The sequence below is a fragment of the Flagellimonas aquimarina genome, from assembly GCF_003149745.1.
Taxonomy (GTDB): Bacteria; Bacteroidota; Bacteroidia; order Flavobacteriales; family Flavobacteriaceae; genus Flagellimonas; species Flagellimonas aquimarina.
On record NZ_QGEG01000002.1, the window covers coordinates 754,041 to 774,944 of the forward strand.

At 37.4% G+C, this 20,904-nt stretch carries 20 protein-coding genes; 15 read left to right on the forward strand and 5 right to left on the reverse strand.

All coding sequences use genetic code 11. The annotated features are described in order from the left end of the window. Together prmC and ligA are read left to right on the forward strand one after the other, a co-directional pair. The gene (gene prmC, locus DKG77_RS10230; protein WP_109662701.1) at window positions 1–855 is read left to right on the forward strand and encodes a peptide chain release factor N(5)-glutamine methyltransferase; all 855 of its coding nucleotides are present in this window, start codon (window positions 1–3) and stop codon (window positions 853–855) included. Beyond that, a complete protein-coding gene (gene ligA, locus DKG77_RS10235) occupies window positions 852–2,846 on the forward strand; it encodes an NAD-dependent DNA ligase LigA (RefSeq protein ID WP_109662702.1) in 1,995 nt (664 codons plus the stop codon). Before prmC ends, ligA begins: the two co-directional genes overlap by 4 nt. On the opposite strand, the gene DKG77_RS10240 is transcribed toward ligA, so the two are convergent. Beyond that, entirely contained in the window at window positions 2,843–4,738 is a 1,896-nt protein-coding gene (locus tag DKG77_RS10240; RefSeq protein WP_109662704.1) for a hypothetical protein, read from the reverse strand. The genes ligA and DKG77_RS10240 overlap by 4 nt on opposite strands. A 151-nt stretch (window positions 4,739–4,889) precedes the next feature. Between DKG77_RS10240 and DKG77_RS10245 the strand changes: the two genes are divergently transcribed. Beyond that, on the forward strand, window positions 4,890–5,192 hold the full coding sequence (locus DKG77_RS10245; protein ID WP_109663732.1) for a hypothetical protein: 303 nt from the start codon (window positions 4,890–4,892) through the stop codon (window positions 5,190–5,192). Between the two features lie 12 nt (window positions 5,193–5,204). On the opposite strand, the gene DKG77_RS10250 is transcribed toward DKG77_RS10245, so the two are convergent. From DKG77_RS10250 to DKG77_RS10265, 4 genes are all read right to left on the reverse strand, one after another. Continuing rightward, window positions 5,205–5,720 (reverse strand): hypothetical protein, encoded by a 516-nt coding sequence (locus tag DKG77_RS10250; protein WP_243414906.1) that lies wholly within the window; start codon window positions 5,718–5,720, stop codon window positions 5,205–5,207. A gap of 74 nt (window positions 5,721–5,794) precedes the next feature. Next, entirely contained in the window at window positions 5,795–7,306 is a 1,512-nt protein-coding gene (locus tag DKG77_RS10255) for a ComEC/Rec2 family competence protein (RefSeq protein ID WP_109662707.1), read from the reverse strand. A 187-nt stretch (window positions 7,307–7,493) separates the two neighbouring features. Next, window positions 7,494–8,405: a metallophosphatase gene (locus DKG77_RS10260; RefSeq protein ID WP_109662708.1), complete on the reverse strand. Its 912-nt coding sequence runs from the start codon at window positions 8,403–8,405 to the stop codon at window positions 7,494–7,496. Then, a complete protein-coding gene (locus DKG77_RS10265; RefSeq protein ID WP_243414907.1) occupies window positions 8,406–9,173 on the reverse strand; it encodes a 5'-nucleotidase C-terminal domain-containing protein in 768 nt (255 codons plus the stop codon). A gap of 62 nt (window positions 9,174–9,235) precedes the next feature. On the opposite strand from DKG77_RS10265, the gene DKG77_RS10270 reads away from it, so the two are divergent. From DKG77_RS10270 to DKG77_RS10325, 12 genes are all read left to right on the forward strand, one after another. After that, on the forward strand, window positions 9,236–9,769 hold the full coding sequence (locus tag DKG77_RS10270) for a DUF6913 domain-containing protein (RefSeq protein ID WP_109662711.1): 534 nt from the start codon (window positions 9,236–9,238) through the stop codon (window positions 9,767–9,769). After that, window positions 9,769–10,656 (forward strand): 4-hydroxy-tetrahydrodipicolinate synthase, encoded by an 888-nt coding sequence (gene dapA / locus DKG77_RS10275; protein WP_109662713.1) that lies wholly within the window; start codon window positions 9,769–9,771, stop codon window positions 10,654–10,656. Before DKG77_RS10270 ends, dapA begins: the two co-directional genes overlap by 1 nt. 118 nt (window positions 10,657–10,774) lie before the next feature. Further along, on the forward strand, window positions 10,775–11,590 hold the full coding sequence (locus DKG77_RS10280; RefSeq protein ID WP_109663734.1) for an outer membrane protein assembly factor BamD: 816 nt from the start codon (window positions 10,775–10,777) through the stop codon (window positions 11,588–11,590). A 20-nt stretch (window positions 11,591–11,610) separates the two neighbouring features. Next, a complete protein-coding gene (locus DKG77_RS10285) occupies window positions 11,611–11,937 on the forward strand; it encodes a DNA-directed RNA polymerase subunit omega (protein ID WP_109662714.1) in 327 nt (108 codons plus the stop codon). Between the two features lie 3 nt (window positions 11,938–11,940). Then, window positions 11,941–13,146 carry a bifunctional phosphopantothenoylcysteine decarboxylase/phosphopantothenate--cysteine ligase CoaBC gene (coaBC, locus tag DKG77_RS10290; RefSeq protein WP_109662716.1) on the forward strand — a complete coding sequence of 402 codons (1,206 nt, stop codon included), beginning with the start codon at window positions 11,941–11,943 and terminating at the stop codon, window positions 13,144–13,146. After that, window positions 13,139–14,029: a type IX secretion system protein PorD gene (gene porD / locus DKG77_RS10295; protein WP_109662718.1), complete on the forward strand. Its 891-nt coding sequence runs from the start codon at window positions 13,139–13,141 to the stop codon at window positions 14,027–14,029. Before coaBC ends, porD begins: the two co-directional genes overlap by 8 nt. A 46-nt stretch (window positions 14,030–14,075) precedes the next feature. Then, entirely contained in the window at window positions 14,076–15,728 is a 1,653-nt protein-coding gene (gene recN / locus DKG77_RS10300) for a DNA repair protein RecN (RefSeq protein ID WP_109662719.1), read from the forward strand. 89 nt (window positions 15,729–15,817) lie between these two features. Then, a complete protein-coding gene (locus DKG77_RS10305; protein WP_109662721.1) occupies window positions 15,818–16,630 on the forward strand; it encodes an enoyl-ACP reductase FabI in 813 nt (270 codons plus the stop codon). A 56-nt stretch (window positions 16,631–16,686) separates the two neighbouring features. Then, a complete protein-coding gene (locus DKG77_RS10310; RefSeq protein WP_109662722.1) occupies window positions 16,687–17,694 on the forward strand; it encodes a glycosyltransferase family 2 protein in 1,008 nt (335 codons plus the stop codon). 3 nt (window positions 17,695–17,697) lie between these two features. Beyond that, complete coding sequence (locus DKG77_RS10315) at window positions 17,698–18,654, forward strand: CdaR family protein (protein WP_109662724.1); 957 nt, start codon at window positions 17,698–17,700, stop codon at window positions 18,652–18,654. After that, window positions 18,651–19,238, forward strand: coding sequence for a dephospho-CoA kinase (coaE, locus tag DKG77_RS10320; RefSeq protein WP_109662725.1), 588 nt, complete (start codon window positions 18,651–18,653; stop codon window positions 19,236–19,238). The genes DKG77_RS10315 and coaE overlap by 4 nt, the downstream gene beginning before the upstream one ends. A gap of 77 nt (window positions 19,239–19,315) precedes the next feature. After that, window positions 19,316–20,899: a sensor histidine kinase gene (locus tag DKG77_RS10325; protein WP_109662727.1), complete on the forward strand. Its 1,584-nt coding sequence runs from the start codon at window positions 19,316–19,318 to the stop codon at window positions 20,897–20,899. Window positions 20,900–20,904 lie beyond the last annotated feature (5 nt).

Sequence of the window (20,904 nt, forward strand, 5' to 3'; positions counted from 1 at the left end):
GTGCTCCTAAAAGAAATAAAGACCATTTTCCATAAAGAATTAGATGATATTTATCCGAAAGAAGAGGTTGATAGCTTCTTTTATATATTCATAGAACATTATTTGAAGCTTGATAGATTTGTGCTGGTACTGCAACCTAACCTTGTAGTTGCCAAAGAGGAAGAACAACCACTTTTTGAAGCATTGGCTGCGTTGAAGTTAGAAAAGCCCATCCAGTACATTACGGGTACAGCACATTTCATGGATTTAGAATTAAAAGTGAATGAGCATGTGCTGATCCCAAGACCTGAAACGGAGGAATTGGTGGAATGGATAATTACAGATTGTCAACTCGAGCGTAGCAGAGAACTCAAAATCCTGGACATTGGCACGGGTAGTGGATGTATCGCCATTGCTTTGGCCAAAAACATTTCCAACGCTAAAGTGTATGCGATAGATGTCTCAACAGAAGCATTGGAAGTTGCAAAAGAAAATACCCAATCGAACAATGTTTGTATTGAGTATATTCAGATGGATGTTTTAAATCCAAAAGAGATTGAACTTGAGTTTGATGTTATTGTTTCTAATCCGCCATATGTAAGGGAGTTAGAGAAGCAGGAAATAAAGGATAATGTAAAAGCATATGAACCAACCATAGCCCTCTTTGTGCCGGATGAAGATGCCTTGCTGTTTTATAAGGCCATTATTGCTTTTGCAGAAAGACATTTTTCAAAAAAAGGCAGTTTGTACATGGAAATCAATCAATATTTGGGAAAGGAGACCAAGGCACTTTTAGAAGCGGGTAATTTTTCAGAAATTGAACTTCGGAAAGATTTCTTTGGAAATGACAGGATGCTTAAAGGAATAAAATTATGAATGTTCAACAAGATATAGAATCTCTTAGGGAAGAACTACGGGTTCATAACCATAGCTATTATGTGCTGGATAAACCTACTATTTCTGATTATGAGTTTGATGTAAAACTAAAGAAACTTCAGGAATTAGAAGAAGCGCACCCAGAGTTTTATGATGCTACTTCGCCCACCTTAAGGGTTGGGGGAGCGATCACTAAAAATTTTGAAACCATAAAGCATGAACACCGCATGTATTCGTTGGATAATTCTTATTCAAAAGAAGATTTGGAAGATTGGGAAAAGCGCATTCAACGGATTTTGGGTGATGTTGAAGTGGAATTTACCTGTGAACTTAAGTATGATGGAGCTTCCATTAGTCTAACATACGAAGAAGGGAAATTGGTTAAAGCAGTAACCAGGGGTGATGGTTTCCAAGGAGATAATGTAACCACAAACATTAAGACGATAAAATCTGTCCCGTTGCAATTGACAGGAGATTATCCGCCTAAGTTTGATATTCGTGGTGAAATTATTTTAACTCTGGAAGGCTTTGCCAAAATGAACCAAGAACGTCTTGCCAATGGTGAAGAAGCATACATGAACCCAAGAAATACAGCATCGGGTAGCTTAAAATTACAGGACAGTGGTTTGGTGGCCCAACGTCCATTGGAATGTCTGTTATATAGCATTACGGGCAAAAATTTAAACATTACCTCCCAGTTCGAGGTACTGGAAAAAGCCCGTGCATGGGGTTTTAAGGTGCCTTCAGTTGCAAAATTGTGCAAGACCACAGATGAAGTAATGCAGTTTGTTGATCATTGGGATGTTCACCGCCATGATTTACCTTATGAAACCGATGGCGTGGTTATCAAAGTAAACAATTTACGTCACCAGGAGGAATTGGGTTATACGGCAAAGGCTCCACGTTGGGCAATGGCCTATAAATTTAAAGCGGAGCAGGTTTCAACAATATTGAATGAAATCACATATCAAGTAGGTCGAACGGGTGCTATTACCCCAGTAGCAAATCTAGAGCCGGTTTTACTTGCCGGCACCACAGTAAAGAGGGCTTCATTGCACAATGCAGATCAGATAGAAAAATTGGATATAAGAGAAGGAGATACTGTTTTTGTGGAGAAAGGAGGAGAGATCATTCCAAAGATTATTGCGGTGGACTTTACCAAGCGTTCATCGAAATCTATTCCAACAAAATATATTCAGTATTGTCCCGAATGTAATACGGAACTGATACGTAAAGAAGGAGAAGCACAGCATTTTTGTCCAAATTACACCGGTTGTCCAACCCAGATAACAGGACGTATTCAACACTTTATTTCTAGAAAAGCTATGGATATTGAAGGTTTGGGTGGGGAAACTGTGGAATTACTTTTTAAAGAAGGATTGATAGCCAATTATGCGGATTTGTACGTATTGACCAAAGAACAAGTAATGCCTTTGGAACGAATGGCGGAAAAATCCGCAGAGAATTTGGTCAATGGTGTAGCTGCCTCGGTAACAATACCTTTTGAACGGGTATTATTTGGTTTGGGAATCCGTTACGTAGGCGAGACAGTGGCTAAAAAGTTGGCGAAGGCTTATAAGAACATTGATGCTTTAATTGATGCTACCGAGGAAGAGTTAGTAGCGGTAGATGAGATAGGTGAAAGAATTGCAGAAAGCGTAAAGCAGTTTTTTGAAGAACCTGCCAATATTGAAATCGTGGAACGACTGAAATCCTATGGATTGCAATTTTCATTATCTGAAGAGCAATTGGAAAACCAATCTGAAAAATTAAAAGGACAGACCTTTGTGGTTTCAGGGGTTTTTGAATCCTTGGGAAGAACCGAACTTAAAAAGCTCATAGAAGACAATGGGGGTAAAGTGGCCTCATCTATTTCTTCCAAAACCACCTATTTGGTTGCCGGAGCCAATATGGGACCCAGCAAGAAGACCAAGGCCGAAGGCCTTGGGGTTCCTATCATCTCTGAACAGGATTTTTTAGCAATGCTTTAGTTCTCACAATTTTCGCAATAGGTGTTGTACAGATAGTAGTCTTCCAGCAACTGAAAAGTTACACCACCTTTATGTGATTCATTGAACAGTCTGCAGAATCTTTCTTTGTTGAGGTTGATTGCATTGAGCATAATGGTCCGATATTCTGGGTTTTGAATAATATCTTCATTTATTAAAGTAAGGTTCAAATAATAAAAAAGAAGGTTTTCATTTACATCAACAGTTTTCATTTTAGGTTGCAAAAGATGTTCTGCACTTTCTAAATCCGCATAATAGGTCAAAAACTGGGCAAGGCTTAAGTAATCAAAATCCTGCATAGGAATGTTTTTGTAGTTTTTTACAATGAAACGGACAGATTTGTCCTTGTTAACATAATCCCGCTGGCGCATAAAAAGCTCACTTTTAATTATATGGTAGTTTACCAGCATCCTATTAATAAGTTTTTGTTGAATGCCATACTTTGCTAACCTCAGAATTTCCGCTTTAAAATCTTCCTGTTGAACAGGCTCAACATTATGGCGCCAAATCCGCATTTTAAGAGCGGCGATATTGTATTTTATTCTTTTGTCTTTTGGAGCCAGTCTTTCCAGTGCCTGGAGTTCTTTGTATGCAATAAGAAGGTTCCGTTCATCTTTTAAATAGCGGAAAGCGGAGTTTTTGTTAAAAAAAGGAGCGTATTTTAACTGACGGGGTATTTCCATAGATGATAGCAGGTCGGGATCTGCTTCCTTTGCCTTAAGTCGCTCAAAAATAGAATTCTGAAGAATCTTCGCTTGATCAATATCATCATTGCCTATTGCTTGATTGAATAGATCAATAATGACGTCGGTTTTCATGTCTTTATATTGATCTATGCGTTCAAGGTCTAACCTAATAACTGCTTTACGATGATTGCGCAAATACTTCTCCAATTCCTGAGATGTATTGCCTACGAGCTTCTCCTTTACTTCTTGCTTGCTTAAGTTTTTAAAAGAGGCGTAAGGGGTATCTGTAATATCATTTAAGAACTCAACCCAGTTTTCCGAGGTTGTGACCCTTGTCTCTATAGTGGGTTCTTGAAATGCCTGCATAGCTTGCACGATGCTCGATGCGCGATCTTGTTGTAACTTTAGATTGCGTTCGGCATTGCCTTCTACTGAAGCATATGCCTTAATATCTATTTTCTTGATATTGAAATCTGTAAGCCTTAATGAATCATAAAGAGGTTTTATCTCTTCCTGAGAATAACTGGCTTTATTTTTTTCAAAAGGAATGGTAAAGATGAGCGTCTTTTGCTTTAAAGAATACTGTTCCCCCTCGGCTTTGGAACTGAGTTTGGTTTTATACGTCAAGGAATCCAAGTACATGCCCATATCCAATAAATCCCATTGGTAGGACTCTAAATTAAAGATACGGTTGTATCTGCATAGTGTTCTATTGCTTAGGAACAATATGTTGAATTCAATCTCTTTTTTATGAAATGAAAGCGGCAACTTGCCAATTCTAACACGATATCTATTTTCGGTTGTGCTTTTCAAGGTTTTTCTAAGTGCTGGGGCATAAACCGGTTTTAAAATTGTTCCCCTTATTTGCTGGGGTTCTGGCATCAATTCAGAGCAGGAATAGCGATTTTTGGCGACAACATCCACCGCAATGCCATCGCCGGCATTTTTAAAAAGTGCATTAAAAAACTCCCTATCATTGATCTCAAAGTAAAGTGTATTGGATTTGTCCATTTGGATAGAAAAACCAACTTCTTTTGGTTTCTGAGAAAAAATCTGCAGACAGCGCTGACAACTGATGTTTCGTTCTGCTTCCGTGCTGGGAAATTTAATGTCAAACGTATTTTGACTTGCAACGGGGACAATTGAGATGATATAAAACAAAAAAATGAAAAGACGGTTCAAGCGCATTATTGGTTTATCTAGATATTACCTTAAATATACTTTTGCTACAGTCTAATTTAATCAAGGAAATGGACAATAATTGATTTCATGGGAACAAATTGGATATAACATGCATAATTTTGTAAACATCTTTAGTTATGGATTTGTAAAAACAAAGATGATATCACTAAAAACATATAAAGAATTTAGAGAGACTTTAGTTGGTGAAAAACCGCAGGATAGTTGGCCTTTGGCGTTGCAATCCCTGTGGTGGGCAGCCAAAGGAGATTGGGATGCTTCTCATAACATTGCACAAGATTTACATACCAAAATGGGGAGCCGGATCCATGCATATTTACATAGGGTTGAAGGAGATGAATGGAATGCGGGTTATTGGTACAGGAAAGCGGGAAAACCTTTTCCCCATACCAATTTTGAAAAGGAGTTAAACGATTTGGTGGCACATGTTTTGAAAATATAAAATGCTAATAGGTCAATTTTCTCCTAAATATTCCTTTGGAATAGGGTTGTCTTCAGATTCTTGAGTCCAATAAATATTGATTACCCACCACCTTTCACCATCATTTAATAGTTGTATGCTATTTATGCCTCTCATAAAAGGAACTTCATCAGTTTCGCTTTTAAAAGCTGCATAGGTGCTAAATACTTGCGTAATGTTTCCAAAAGTATCTACGGTTCTATGAATTTCCTTTTCAAAAAAACCATTTTCCAGAAACCATTTTCCTGACTTGCCTATATAATCCTCCAAGGTCATAAAACGAGCTCCATAAAGACCTTCTTTGTTTTTACCTGTGGGGATTAGTTTTGCATCGGTATGGAATAAATACTTAAAGAGTTCCCAGTCTCGTTCCTGGCCTTTCTCACCAGAAATCACCTGATAAAGATTTGTAATTGTGCTGTCCAATGACTGCACTTTTTCCATATACTTTTCATCATAAGATTGAGCGCTGATGCTTATTGAAAAAACACAGCATATGACTAGAAGCAATTTTGTTTTTTGCATTTCTGTTCAGCTATAATCACAAATGGGCCTAGTTATCTAGATTATCGCAATATAAAAAATTACTTTCTCACAAACCGCTGTTCTTGTGCATCAAAGGCAAACTTATAGATATCATATTTACCACCACGACCATCTTTTTCCAGTTTTTGGGCCACAATCATCTGTTCCCCGTCGCTGCGTAAGCTGATCATGCCATAGCGGGTAAGATAGGAGTTGATTTCTTTGTATTTCTTAACCATTTCTTCTTTGAGACCTTCAAGGACTAGTTGATTTGCCGGTGTATCCACAAGATTGGCTTTAAAATCTTCATACTCTGTTCTGGCTTCTTCCCATTTTTGGTACTTTTTTACAAGTTCTGGGATGGTTGCTGAAGAAAAATCTTTGTTGGAACGTGCCAGTTCGGTGCTAAAAATTAAAGGTTTTTTGCTATATCCAGTTTTTCCTATTGCGCCTAATGTATCTGGCCTGGGATGACTGTAATTCTCATTATCTCCGCTTGAAATAACTGTACCTAAGGCATTTATGTTTTCCAGAAATTCATAACTAAACAAGTGACTGCCGTGGTGACAGGCTTTCGCAATATCTGCTTGTAAATCTGCCTTGGCGTTAGCGCCAAGTTTATGGTTGATGTATTCCCCGGCCTCCTCATTGATGTCTCCACCAAGCATGACCCGTAAATGTTTGTGTTTCAACATTAGCAAAACAGAATGGCCGTTTTTTGTTTTCCCGTTGTCTTTAAGGAAGGGCAGTGCTTGTTTTCCATCTTTTTGTGTAATAATTGGAGCAATAACTTTTAATGAAAGTTCGTTGTCGCCACCATTTCCTAGTAAAAAACCTGTACCGTTATTCAATGCTTCAAAAGTTGGTTGAGGTTGTTGCGATAGGGATAGAGCCATGGTTTCTGGGTATTGAGACCCAGTGCCTGAAGAATTTTGTGGGTCATTGAGGATTGACTTCATTGCCGTATCAGTCAGTTCTAATGATAGTAAATATTTTTCACCATCTGAAAGCTCGTCAACTTTACCCAACTGGGTATTCCAACCTTTGGTATTGTCCACCGGACGATGTACAATCCCGCTATGATAGATTTTGTCGAACTTAATGGCAGGTTCTTCAAAAATATCGGCAAAACCTAAATAGTGATCATTATCTGGGTGGCTGACTATGGCCTTAAACTTCATTGGCAAACTAGTATTCTTATCCAAATTAAACCGCCAATAGAGATAACGGTACATATTGTCTCCTTTACCTGCATCGATTAAATAATGTTTGTCATCTGGTGTGACCATATGGCAGCCATCACCTTGCCCTATGTCCACAAAATTGACCTCAAGAATTCTTTGTTTTTGTATGTTTTCAATAGAAATCCAACCCGTTCTGTTTCTGGAGCGTACCAGCACGCGATCATTGACCACTTCAGTATCTAAAATGGCGATGTAATCTCCAAAAAGAAGATGTTGCACCCATTTTGATGAAGTTTCGCTTTCAAGAATTTTGGCATCTGGAAATCCTGCATATGTAAACTTTCTGGATCCGTTGGTATTAAAAAAGGTGGGATCTAATTGTGACATGATTTTTTGATTTTACTAGTTAGACATAGAAAAGGACACTCTTCAATATAGGAAATTTCCTATATTAAAACTTATGGAGATGTAAAGGAGGTAATAAGTATTGTGTAAATGATTGGATTTAAAGCGTGAATTGTGCCAAAAATCCAAAAGAGTGTTAAAAAGATACCATAAACCTGCCCGTGAGGTTTTACACCGAAATACTCACTCCATTTGCAGAAGTATTTTTCTGTCCATCAAAATAAAAATCTATCCTGCCAAGGTTGATGCCAAATGCTCCAACCTGGTTCACCAATACAGAATCTCCATTTTTATTAATGCGAACGTCTGGTTTGTCCAAAAAGGTATGTGTATGGCCTCCAATAATCAAGTTTGTGTAATAAGTGCTTTGAGCAAGTTGGGTGTCTGAAGGTCTTTCGGGGCGGTCGTAATCATACCCTAGATGGGAAAGACAAACAATAAGGTCACAACTCTCCTCTTCTTTAAGTTTACGTTCCATGTCCAAAGCTATTTCAAACGGATTTAGATATTTGGTCTCTTTATAGAGTCTTTTTGTAACCAAACCGTCTAATGCAATCCCAATGCCGTATACGCCAATTTTAATTTCATCTATCATGTAAATCTTGTAGGGTTTAACAAAGCCTTCCATTACCGTATTGGTAAAGTCATAATTAGCAGACAATAACTCAAATTTGGCATGTGGAACCTGCGCTAACAACCCATCAACGCCATTATCAAAGTCATGATTGCCTATAGTTGCAGCATCATAATTAAGTTTGCTCATTAATCTAAATTCCAACTCACCACCATAGAAGTTGAAATAAGGAGTGCCTTGAAAAATATCCCCTGCATCAAAGAGCAAAGTATTTGGATTTTCGTTTCTGATATTATCTACGAGAGTAGCTCTTCTGGCTACTCCTCCCAAATTGGCATAAGCGGAATGCGAGCTAGGAAAAGGGTCAATATGGCTATGCACATCATTGGTGTGCAAGATTGTAATGTGTCTGCTGTTAAAACCGGAACACGAATTTAAACCAAGTCCTCCAAGACCTATTAAAGCTGAAGTGGCTGCTGTGTTTGTTAAAAAATCTCTTCTTTTCATTTAATCAAGTTGAATAAATCTATCGTCCACTTCTGCTTTTATACTATCTACTTTTTTAAAATGGTCAATAATGGCATTTCGTAAAAGGTAACCTGTATCTGTTGTAGAAATTATGTTGTCAAAGAAACCGATACTGGGTCCTCCTTGCACTAAATAATCAGATGTGGCAACGTAGTAATTTCTGTTTTCATCAAAGGGACTACCTTGTATACTGACAGATTCCAGTGCTCCTCTTTTGTTCAATACAATCTGCATTCCAGAAATTGGATGTGGGCGTTCAGATGTCGAGAGAAAAGTGATAAGCTTTCTAACGGCGGTGCCACTAAGCTCGACTACAGAAATATAGTTTTCAAAAGGCATTACTTGATACGCGTTTCTCGCGGTCACATGACCTTTAGAAATAATTGAGCGAATTCCACCCCTGTTTAGAACCACAAAATCTAGTTCTTCACCCATTTTAGATTTAAAAATTGGATAGGTTTCTTGAAAAACGATATCAGCCATTAAATTCCCCATAGCAGTATTACGATTTCCATCATCCAAAAGAAGGGATTTAGGTGCATAGGCCAATGTGCTGTCCAAAACTTCATTTATCCTATTCTTAAAAGGAGCTACAAAGGTCTCTATAGAATCCACGGCATTTAACGAAGTATCAATTTTTATTTGCCTTCCGGTAACTTTTGAGAGCGGTCCCTTTTGCTGGTTGCACGACAGTAAAAAACAAAAAGTTATAAATACAACAATTTGTTTTAATTTTAAATAATTCACGTAGTTATCTTTGTTAAGTAATCTTGGTAGAATAATTACCTTTGTAAAAATGCATAAAAAATATGTTTTTAAAAGGGCTCCAAGATAAATTTAAAGTTAAATCGGGTCTTAAATTTTTACAGGAGGAAATGGAAAAACCTCCTATGGCCGTTAATAGGGAGAAGGGGATAAGTAGTATAGGTTGTATTGTTGATGTAGATAACTTTAAAAATGCGGAGGCATTTTATGAACTTATTGATGAGTTTTCTCTTAGACCAAATGCTATTAAGATTATTGGTTACAAAAGAGAATACGACAAAAATTCCCCTTACGCTATCCAAATTTTTTCTGACAAAGATTTAGGCTGGAAGGGTGTAATTGAAAATGGCTACGTGTTGGAGTTTTTAGGTAGGGAGTATGATCTGTTGATCAATTATTACGAAGAAGACAATTTGATGATGAAGCTTCTATCCGTTAAAACCCCTGCAAGACTCAAAGTAGGCTTTGGAACCTTGGATCCAAAAATCAACGATTTAATTTTAAATACTCCTTATAAAGACTTTAAAGTTTTTAAGGGCGAACTGAAAAAGTATTTGAAAGTATTAAAAGAATTGTAATGGAACAGTTAATGGGTACGGGAGTTGCTTTAGTAACTCCGTTTAATGAAGATTTGTCTATTGATGTAAATGCACTTCAACAAATTGTTGAGCATTGCATTAAAGGTGGTATTGATTATTTGGTAGCTCTTGGCACAACAGGAGAATCAGTTACACTTTCCAAGACCGACAAGCAACTGGTTATCGATACTGTTGTTAGAACAAATGCAGGTAGATTACCCTTGGTTTTAGGAATTGGGGGGAATAACACTGCTGCTGTTATTGAAGACCTTAATACCTTTGATTTATCGGAGTTTGATGCTGTGCTATCTGTTTCACCATATTACAACAAGCCAACCCAAGAAGGCATTTACAGGCATTTTGAAGCCATTGCCGAGGTATCACCAAAACCGATAATCCTTTATAATGTTCCTTCTAGAACTGGAAGCAATATGCAGCCAGAGACTACATTGCGTTTGGCCAATGTGCCCAATATCGTTGCTATTAAAGAAGCATCTGGTGACAAAATACAAATTGACCGGATTATTAAAGGAAAGCCTATGGATTTTCTTGTTATTTCTGGTGATGACTTTAACGCACTTCCCACAGTCTTGGCAGGTGGAGCAGGGGTTATCTCAGTTTTAGGCCAGGGATTGCCCAATATGTTTTCTGAAATGATACAACTTGGAAGACAAGGCAATTCTGATGATGCCTATGAGATCCATCATACCCTTTTACCATTTATGGAGATGATTTTTGAAGAAGGAAACCCGGCAGGAATAAAAAGCATTTTTGAATCTATGGGACTTTGCAAGGCATATGTTAGGCTACCTTTGGTAGAAGCCACCCCACATTTGAAAAGCAGAATACACAGCTTTTTGAAATCATTGGACAAGGTTCATGCTTGAAGTTCGTTAAATGTTCGCTAAAACCTTAGCGAATGGTCTTTACTGCTGTTATTTTTAGAGTTTAAATGTATTTTTTAAATCCGTTGATTATCACTAATTTTGCAAAATGTTTTTGAAAATGAAGTCGATTCTCCCTATTCTCTTTGTAGCAATTTTTCTTTCTTCATGTAGTGAGTACCAAAAGGTGCTTAAAAATGAAGATGTAAAGGCCAAATATGATTTGGCTCAGAAATACTATGATGCGGAAGATTATAAAAGGTCAAAAAGGTTGTATGAGCAAATAGCTCCAAAATATGTGGGTAAGCCACAAGGAGAACGAGTAATGTTCTTTTTTGCAAATACATATTTTAAGACCAAAGACTATTACCTTTCAGGATATCAGTTTGAGCGTTTTATTAAATCTTACCCAAAGAGCGACAAGATCCAAGAAGCGTCCTTTTTAGGGGCACAGAGTTATTATGAACTTTCGCCTTTATATTCTTTAGATCAAACAGATACGGATAAGGCGTTGGCAAAATTGCAGACATTCATCAATACTTACCCAGAATCGGAGTATTTTGAACAGGCCAACACCATGGCTAAGGAGTTGACAACAAAGAAGGAAAAGAAGCAAATAGAAATAGCAAAACAATTCAACAAATTGGGACAGTTTAATTACCCGATCCTAGTTTCGGCAATTACAGCTCTTGATAATTTTATTTCGGACAACCCTGGTTCTGTTTTCAGAGAGGAAGCACTGTATTATCGAATTGAAGCTGCTACCAGTTTAGCACTTAACAGTACACAGAATAGAAAAAAAGAACGTTTGGAAGATGCTCAGGGCGCATACAATACCTTAATTCGCTATTTTCCAGAAACAAAGTTTAAAAAGAAAGCGGATAATCTATCCGAAAAAATCCAAAAGGAGTTGGGCGAGTATCCCAATTCCAAATAAATAGTTTAAATAAGCAGCATATGCAAGATTTGAAAAATACAAAAGCTCCTGTTTCTACAGTTACACACAATAGAAACGAATTTGATGACAAGACCGATAACATTTATGAGGCAATTTCGATCGCTTCAAAACGTGCAATTCAGATTAATTCAGAGATAAAGAAAGAACTGTTGGAAAAGCTGGAAGAGTTTGCCACGTACAGTGACAGTTTAGAGGAAGTCTTTGAAAACAAGGAGCAGATAGAAGTTTCCAAGTTCTACGAAAAATTGCCAAAACCACATGCATTGGCGGTTATGGAATGGTTGGAAGACAAAATCTATTATAGAAACACAGAAAAAGACGCATAAGAAGTGCTTAGCGGTAAACACATCCTTTTGGCCGTTACAGGGGGAATTGCCGCATATAAGACCACATTTCTTGTTAGGTTATTAATAAAAGCTGGTGCTGAGGTCAAAGTTATTATGACCAATAGTGCCGGCTCTTTTGTTTCTCCACTTACCCTTTCCACCTTATCTAAAAATCCAGTATTAACAGATTTTGTTAACCAAGAAGATGGTAGTCTATCTTGGAACAACCATGTGGAGCTTGGCCTTTGGGCGGACATCATGATCATTGCTCCAGCAACGGCGAACACACTCTCCAAAATGGCCAATGGCACTTGTGATAATTTGTTGTTGGCGACGTATTTATCAGCTAAATGCCCAGTCTATTTTGCCCCGGCTATGGACTTGGACATGTACAAGCACCCGTCAACAGCTGAATCGTTTAAAAAATTAAAGTCCTTTGGAAACATAATAATTCCTGCCGATTCTGGAGAATTGGCAAGCGGCTTGTATGGAGAAGGGCGTATGGCAGAACCTGAAGCCATTGTAGAATTCATCAAAACAGATTTATCTCGCGGGCTTCCTTTAAGCGGCAAAAGAGTTTTGATTACCGCTGGGCCAACCCATGAAGCAATTGACCCTGTTCGGTTTTTAGGAAATCGTTCTTCAGGGACCATGGGTTTTGAACTTGCAAAAAGAGCTGCCAATTTAGGAGCAGATGTGGTTTTGGTCTCAGGCCCAACAAATCTAAATATCGATCATGGCGAAATCAATTTAATAAAAGTGACCACTGCCCAAGAAATGTATGATGCATGTCACCAACATTACAATAAAACAGATGTTGCAATATGTGCGGCAGCTGTTGCGGATTATCGCCCCAAACATGTTGCCAAGGAAAAGATGAAAAAGAAAGAAGGTGATTTGCAAATAGAACTGGAAAGAAATCCAGACATCCTTCTTTCATTGGGAGAAAAAAAAACAAATCAATTTTTGGTCGGCTTTGCTCTTGAAACTGAAAACGAGCTTGAAAATGCCAAAGGAAAACTGCAACGTAAGAATTTAGATGCAATCGTATTAAACTCTCTAAAAGACGACGGAGCAGGTTTTGGAGGCAATACCAATAAAATTACTTTTATTGATAAGAATTTGGATATAAAAACGTTTGATTTGAAGACGAAGTCGGATGTAGCTTCAGATATTTGGGAAGAAATCACCTCCAGAATTCATGCGTAGAATTTTATTGCTCACTTTTTTGTTATCACTATCGCAAATAACTTTTGCCCAAGAGTTAAATTGCACGATTACCGTCAACTCTGATCAGGTAAGCCAGACGAATCAACAGATTTTTAGAACTTTGGAACGGTCGCTCAGTGATTTTGTGAACAAAAGCAAATGGACAAATAGGGTTTATAAAGAGAATGAGCGCGTAAGCGCCAGAATGTTCATTACAGTAACCCAATACGAATCTGATAGGTTTGAGGCTAATATTCAGATTCAATCTTCAAGAACCGTTTTCAATACCTCATATGAAAGCCCAGTTTTTAATTACAAAGACGATGCTTTTAATTTTCAGTATCAAGAATTTCAACCTTTGGTGTATAACGAGAATGTATTTGAATCCAATTTAATTGGAGTGATATCCTATTATGTATATGTTATTTTAGGTTTGGATGCAGATACTTTTTCTTTGGAGGGAGGGGACGATTTATTTAGAAAAGCCCAGAATATTGTAACGCAGGCACAAGGGTCAAATTTTTCTGGATGGAACCAGGAAACAGGACAGCGTACCCGTTTTGAGCTGGTTGATAATTTATTGAGCAACTCCTTTAGGGAATACCGCATTGCCATGTACAATTACCATAGAAAAGGACTTGATATTCTTGGGGATAACAATAGTACTGGAAAACAAGTTATTGCAGGCAGTATGCGTCTGTTCGAAACTTTGATCAAGCGCAGACCAAATGCGTTCTTAATTCAAACTTTTTTCGATGCCAAGTCAGAAGAGATAAGAAATATATTCTCTGATGGACCAAAGATAGACATCGTAAAACTCAAAGAAACCCTTAATCGGGTAGCACCATTTTACTCCAACACTTGGAACGAGATAAAATACTAGCGCATTTATCCAAAGAGATTTATCTTTACAAAGTAAATCTTCAGCATTGCTAACAAATCTTTCAATCCAAAATTATGCACTCATAGATGATGTAAATGTTTCATTTGCATCTGGATTTACCACTATTACTGGCGAGACCGGAGCGGGTAAATCTATATTGTTGGGTGGACTTTCACTGGTTTTGGGAAAACGTGCCGATTTGACCTCCCTTAAGAATCAGGAGAAGAAGTGCATTATAGAAGCTGAATTTGATATTTCAAAATATCAATTGCCCAGCTTTTTTAACACCCATGATTTAGATTACGAAGACCATACCATTTTAAGACGAGAAATTCTGCCCAGCGGTAAATCAAGAGCATTTGTAAATGACTCTCCGGTAACTCTTGATATTTTAAGGGGATTGGGAGAACGATTGGTCGACGTACATTCCCAGCATCAAACTTTAAGATTGACCGAAAATGATTTTCAACTTAAGGTAGTGGATGCGCTTGCGGAAAATGGAAATAATATTAAAGCCTACAAGACGCATCTAGAAGAATATAGGCAAGTTACAAAGGAGTTACAGGCTTTGATGGATTTTCAGGCAAACTCAAATAAGGAACATGATTACAATAGCTTTTTACTAAAAGAATTGGAGACAGCTTCGTTAAAGAAAGGTATTCAAGAAGAGTTGGAAGCTGAATTTGAGCAGTTGAACAATGTGGAACAAATAATGGAACAGTTATCCCATGGGCATCAATTGTTGAATGATGAACAAGTGGGTGTTTTGGGGAAATTGGCCGATTTAAAACGGGCTTTTCAAAGTTTGGCTGATTTTGGGACTACATATTCTGCTCTTAATGAGCGCGTGCAGTCCATTTTTATTGAAGCAGATGACATAGCCAATGAGCTTGAACAGATAAAGGATGGGGTGGAAGCGAACCCATCTAGATTGGAAACGGTAAACGGGCAATTGCAACAATTGTATGATTTGCAGAAAAAGCATCACGTTAATTCGGTTAATGAACTGATCAGTTTACGAAACCAGTTGGCAATACAAGTTGATGCTGTTGAAAATATAGAATCAAAAATTAAGGAAAAAGAAGAAGAAGTCTCCAAAGCGGAGAAACAGTTAGATGAACGGGCAACTAAAATAAGAAATGCCAGAAACACCGTAATTCCAAGATTAAAAAGCATGCTTCAAGAAAGCCTGTATTCTCTTGGCATGCCTTCGGCAACATTTAAAATAGAAGTAAACCCATCTTCTGTTTTTAAAACAAATGGGAAAGATAATCTTACTTTCTTGTTTTCTGCAAACAAGGGCTCAGATTACGGTGAACTGAAAAAAGTAGCATCAGGAGGGGAGTTGTCCCGCATTATGTTGACGATAAAATCCATTTTGGCAGAATACGAACAATTACCCACTATGATGTTCGATGAAATTGACACAGGTGTTTCCGGGGAGATTTCTAACCGTATGGGTGAGATTATGCAGCAAATGAGCAATACCATGCAGGTTTTCTCTATTACCCACTTACCTCAAGTAGCTTCAAAAGGACAACAGCAGTTTAAGGTGTTTAAGGAAGAACAAGAAGGAAGTACCAGCACTCAAATGAAAAAGCTTAATGCAGACGAGCGTATCAACGAGCTTGCCGAAATGTTAGGAGGTAAGTCCGTATCAGAATCTGCTTTGGCCCATGCCAAACAATTATTGCAATAAAAGAGTCTCTTTTTAATCATATTAATCAAAACCTCAAAACTCGATAAGAATAAATATCTTTGTCGCGAAATCAACTATAGATAGTTAATATGGCTTACAATCTTTTAAAGGGTAAAAAAGGAATCATTTTTGGAGCGTTGGATGAGAATTCGATTGCATGGAAAACAGCGGAGCGCGTTCATGAAGAAGGCGGAACTTTTGTGTTGACCAATGCTCCTATTGCAATGCGTATGGGACAAATTAAGGAGCTGGCTTCAAAGACAAATTCTGAAATTATTCCTGCAGATGCAACAAATGAGGAAGATTTGCAGAATTTGGTAACACAGGCTATGGAGATTTTGGGCGGAAAGTTGGATTTTGTGCTGCACTCTATAGGAATGTCCGTTAATGTTAGAAAAGGAAGGGCATATACGGATGAGAAATATGATTTTACTGCTAAAGGGTGGGATGTTTCTGCACTTTCTTTTCATAAAGTGATGCAGTCTTTGTATAAATCTGACGCCATGAACCAATGGGGAAGTATTGTTGCCTTAACTTATATGGCAGCGCAAAGAACTTTCCCAGATTACAATGATATGGCGGATAATAAAGCCTACCTAGAGTCGGTAGCTAGAAGTTTTGGATATTTCTTTGGAAAGGAAAAGAAGGTTAGAGTAAATACGATTTCTCAGTCTCCAACACCAACTACTGCAGGGCAGGGGGTCAAAGGATTTGATGGTTTTATTAGTTATGCTGAGAAAATGTCACCGTTAGGGAATGCCTCTGCAGCAGATTGTGCTGATTATACTGTGAGCCTTTTTTCTGATTTGACAAAGAAAGTTACAATGCAGAATTTATTCCATGATGGAGGATTTTCCAATACCGGAGTAAGTCAAGAAGTTATTGATGCGTTTACAAAATAAATAATACATACAGTTGCAAAAGCCATCCTTTTAATGGATGGCTTTTGTGTTTTTAGATGAATACAATTTTTTCCATAATCGTCCCGGTGTACAACAGACCTGAAGAAATTCAAGAGTTGTTAGAAAGTCTTGTGGAACAGGATTTTAAAGATAGTTATGAAATTGTCATTGTAGAAGATGGTTCTGCACAAGATTCAAAAGAAGTTGTAAAAGGCTATCAAGAAAAGCTTCAAATCTCTTACTACTTTAAAGAAAATACCGGTCCAGGCGATTCTAGAAATTATGGAATGCAAAACGCAAAGGGGAATTATTTTATTATTCTTGATTCTGACTGCATTCTTCCCGCCCAATATCTAAGCGAAGTAAAAAAAGAGCTGCATACAAATTTTGTTCACTGTTTTGGTGGGCCAGATGCAGCACATGAATCGTTCACTGCGGTTCAAAAAGCGATAAACTATGTAATGACCTCATTTTTTACAACAGGAGGTATAAGGGGAGGCGATACATCCGTGGGGAAGTTTCAACCACGTAGTTTCAACATGGGCATTTCTAAAGAAGCTTTTGATAAAGTGGGTGGGTTTGGTCAAATTCATCCTGGAGAAGACCCAGATTTATCCTTTAGAATATGGAAGGCAGGGTATATCACCAGATTGTTTCCAAAAGCATTTGTTTACCATAAAAGGCGGATAGACTGGAACAAGTTTTATATTCAAGTCAATAAGTTTGGTATGGTTAGGCCAATTTTAAATAAATGGCACAAAGGAACGGCAAAACTGACCTATTGGTTTCCCACACTTTTTATGATAGGATTAATAGGGGTGTTTATCATGGCTCTGGCCGGAATCATTTTTCCTTTGGGGATAGTCATAGGATACTTTTTATTCTTGTTTTTTGATGCGTTGGTGAAAAATAAAAGCATCAAAGTGGCGTCCTTGGCAATTTTTGCAGCACTAACACAGTTTACTGGATATGGAATAGGTTTTTTAAAATCCACGATCTTGGTTAATTTTAGCAAAAGGGAGCCTGAAGTATTATTCCCTAAATTGTTTTTTAAAAAAAAGTAAAAAGTGTTCAAAAAAGTATTTGGTGGACTAAATAAAAGGAAGGTAAAGGTGTTCTTCCTCTTTTTGGTATGTTCATTCCTTGCTTGGTTTTTGAGCAATTTGTCAGAGCCTTACGAATCTAGGGCCAATTTTAGTTTAAACTACAAAAACTTACCAGATACATTGTTGTTGGGCAATAATGCGATTAATTCTATTGAGGCTAAATTGCGAGCTAGTGGGTTTAAGTTTCTTTATTACAATTTTGTGAACAAACGAGTAGATGTAGATTTATCCGAAGTGATGAATGAGAGCGGTAATTTCACATTGACCGAAGATGTCCTGAAAAAACAAATGGAACGTCAACTTTCCCAGAGTATTTCCTTAATCGACCTAGATAGGGACAAACTTGTTGTGGATCTTTATCAAGTAGCATCCAAGGAAGTGCCAATAAAAGCAAATTTGGATTTACAGTTTGAACAAAACTATATTTTACAAGGTGAACCACTTGTAACTCCGAATATGGTTTTAGTGAAGGGCCCAAAAAGCGAAATAGATACGTTAAATGTCATATATACATCAAAGATAGAACTGGCTAATGTTTCTTCTGATTTTTCAAAAGATGTTTTATTGGTTTTTCCCAAGAACCTATCTAATAGCATATTTTCAATCAATAGAACCAACGTTTCTGGAAAAGTTGCAAAATTCTCAGAGAAAGTTTTTGATGTTCAAATCCGAGTGTTGAACCTGCCCGAAGGCTATCAAATCAATACTTTTCCTAATTCTGTATCCGTACTTTGCAAAGCCACCATAGAACAATTGAAATCAATCACTGAAAAGGATTTTGAAGTCATTGCGGACTACAAGCAGTTAAGCGGTTCAAACAATAATGCGTTGTTTTTGGAGGTTACAAGAAAACCGGAAAAGGTGCATGGAGTTAGGTTACTTGAAAATAAGGTTAACTTTGTTTTAGAACAAAAATGATTGTTGTTGGACTTACAGGAGGGATAGGAAGCGGCAAGAGCACAGTTGCAGGCATGTTCAAAGACCTTGGAGTACCTGTTTATGACTCTGACTTTGAGGCAAAACGTTTAATGACGACTTCAACTGAGTTAAAAAATGCAATAATAGAATTGCTGGGAGATAAAGCTTACGAAGGTGAAATTCTAAACAGGAATTTTATCGCGAACAAGATTTTTGAAAATCCTGAGACATTACAAAAGTTAAACAAAATTGTTCATCCTGCGGTTAGAGCAGATTTTTTGGAGTGGACCTCAAATCAAGAAGCACCATACGTGATTCAGGAGACAGCGTTGATTTTTGAAAACGATGCACAAGACAATTACGACTATGTAATTTTGGTAAAGGCGCCGGTAGATTTTCGTCTTAAAAGAGTAATAGAAAGGGATGGATCAAGCAAGCAAGAAGTTTTGGGTCGTATGAAAAACCAAATGAGCGATGACAAAAAAGAAGCTCTTTCAAATATTTGTATTGACAATATTGATTTGGAAATCACCGAAAAAAGAGTCGCAGAACTTCATCAAAGACTTGTAAGACAAGCGGATTGACCAGTAATTTTAACATTTTTGTTAAGGTTAGGTTAAACGGTCAAAGGCCTAAATGTTAAATTTCTAATTTTACCCCAATGAACAAGAAGCTATTCGTTCTTCTCGTCATTCTCATGAGTTTATCTCTTACTGGGATAATTTTTGTTCAAGTGTATTGGATAAGAACATCAGTAGACGACAAGGAGGAGCAATTCTCAAGAACGGTAACAGACATACTGGATAAAGTAGCCAGCAGGGTGGAGAAGAGGGAGATGAAAGACTATTCAGATCGTTTAGCTTCGTTGGTAGATAGTATTGGACAACCTAAAACCACTCAGTTCAGAAATTTTTTATTTGTTGATCGAGATTTGAATTCCGATGAGATTCTGTTTTATTCACATGGAATTCTAGAAGAAGATTATAATATAACATCAACGTTCTTTGATAATTTAAGTGGGGAAGAGGATACCACTACAATTAAAAACTATACGAGCAAGCGAACCAAAGCCGTCTTTAAAGAAGAATATGGACTAGATGGTAAAAGCTACAGTCTAACGCCTATTCAAAAAGCTGAAAAGATTGGAGGGTTGTCCAAAATTGATAAAGCTGCTTGGGAAGATGTTTTTATGGAGTATGCTAAAAGTAGGCCAATACATAAAAGGGTATCCAAACAAGAATTAGAATTACTGCTAAGTCAGGAATTGGGCAATAGAAATATTGATATAGATTATGAATACGGAGTTTACAGTCAAGGTTATCCAACAAAGGTAAAATCCAAGAAATTCAAGTTTTCAGAGTCCAAGATGTACAAAGCTCCAATATTCAAGGATAGTGAAGGAAATACTAGTTTTTCATTGTTGCTTACGTTTCCAACGATGAAGAAATTTCTCTTTCAATCCATAATGAGCATGGCGTTGTTATCGTTGATTTTTACATTGGTAATTATGGTGGCCTACTCCAGTGCAATCTACCAGTTGATAAAGCAGAAACAGATATCTGAAATAAAAACAGATTTCATAAATAACATGACTCATGAGTTTAAGACTCCAATTGCGACAATAAATCTGGCAGTTGAAGCCATACGAAACCCAAAGTCCATTGAGGATAAGGAAAAGGTATTGCGCTATTTGGGTATGATTAGAGATGAGAACAAACGTATGCACGCACAAGTGGAGAACGTACTTAGAATTTCTAAGCTGGAAAAAAACCAACTTGACATTCGAAAGGATAGGGTAGATGTGCACGACATAATAGTGGATGCAATAGCTCATGTTGAATTGATTGTTGAAGATCGGGGAGGTTATGTAAAGTCCAATTTGGAAGCAGAGAGATCTGAGGTTTTGGCCAACGATGTTCACTTTACCAACGTAATAGTAAACATTCTGGACAATGCGGTGAAGTATTCAACAGAGTCCCCAAAAATTGATGTTTTTACCGAAGTGGTTAAAAACAGTATAATCATAAAAATACAGGACCAAGGAGCTGGAATGAGCAAGGCGGTGCTAAAAAGAGTTTTTGAAAAATTTTACCGGGAACATACCGGAGACATACATAATGTAAAAGGCCATGGATTGGGATTGGCTTACGTAAAAAGAATTATAGAAGATCATCAGGGTGAGGTTTATGCAGAGAGTGAAAAAGGGAAAGGAAGTACTTTCTTTATAAAACTACCTTTAATTTAGAAAAT